General features: G+C 74.2%; 1 protein-coding gene. It reads left to right on the top strand.

The window, feature by feature from the left end; translation table 11 throughout:
- Positions 1 to 71 precede the first annotated feature (71 nt).
- Complete coding sequence (locus ACFV61_RS33270; protein WP_063347847.1) at positions 72 to 1,034, top strand: zinc-binding dehydrogenase; 963 nt, start codon at positions 72 to 74, stop codon at positions 1,032 to 1,034.
- The last annotated feature ends 142 nt before the right edge of the window (positions 1,035 to 1,176 follow it).

Here is a 1,176-nt window from a genome sequence, read left to right as displayed (position 1 = left end):
GCCGGGGCCGGGTCACGCGTCACATCCGCGCGTGGTTCCCGGCCCCGGCCGGCGCGGCTATCGTCCGCAGCATGTTTGCTGCCTACGCCGCACGTATCGACGCCGATGACCCGCTCAGCGGACTGGAGTTGGGCGAACTCCCCGAGCCGCAGGCCCGCCCCGGATGGAGCGTGGTCACGGTCAGGGCCGCCAGCCTCAACCACCACGACCTGTGGTCGCTGCGCGGGGTCGGCCTGCCCGCCGGCCGACTGCCGATGATCCTCGGCTGCGACGCCGCCGGTGTCGACGAGCACGGCAACGAGGTCGTCCTCCACTCGGTGATCGGCCAGAGCGGCCACGGGGTCGGCCCGGACGAGCCCCGGTCCATCCTGACCGAGCGTTACCAGGGCACCTTCGCCCAGCAGGTGGCCGTGCCCACCTGGAACCTGCTGCCCAAGCCCGCCGAACTCAGCTTCGAAGAGGCCGCCTGCCTGCCCACGGCCTGGCTGACGGCCTACCGGATGCTGTTCACCAACGCCGGGGTCAAGCCCGGCGACACCGTCCTGGTGCAGGGCGCGGGCGGCGGCGTGGCGACCGCGCTGATCGTCCTCGGCAAGGCCGCCGGGCTGCGGGTCTGGGTCACCGGCCGGGACGAGGCCAAGCGCCGCCGGGCGGTCGAACTCGGCGCCGACGCCGCCTTCGAGAGCGGCGCCCGGCTGCCCGCCCGGGTGGACGCGGTGATGGAGACGGTCGGCGCCGCGACCTGGGCGCACTCGGTGAAGGCGCTGCGCCCGGGCGGCACCGTCGTCATCTCCGGTGCCACCTCCGGCCCCAACCCGAGCACCACCGAGCTGAACCGGATCTTCTTCCTGGAGCTCAAGGTGGTCGGCTCGACCATGGGCACCAAGGAGGAACTGGCCGGGCTGCTCTCGCTGTGCGCGACCACCGGCGTCCGACCGGTGATCGACTCGGTGCTGCCACTGGCCGAGGCCCGGGACGGCTTCGCGCGGCTCGCCAAGGGCGACGTCTTCGGCAAGATCGTGCTGACGCCGTGACGCCGTGACGCCGTGACGCCGTGACGCCGTGACGCCGTGACGTCTTGTGATCCTGGCGCCGTGCGGCCCTGAGGCGGACCGGGGGGCGGGGGGCGCGCCCGGCCCCCCGCCCGCGCGGGGTCGGGGTGAGGGGCTTGGGCGG

It is taken from the genome of Kitasatospora sp. NPDC059817, from assembly GCF_042731835.1.
GTDB lineage: Bacteria > Actinomycetota > Actinomycetes > Streptomycetales > Streptomycetaceae > Kitasatospora.
This window is presented reverse-complemented; position numbering and strand designations above follow the sequence as displayed.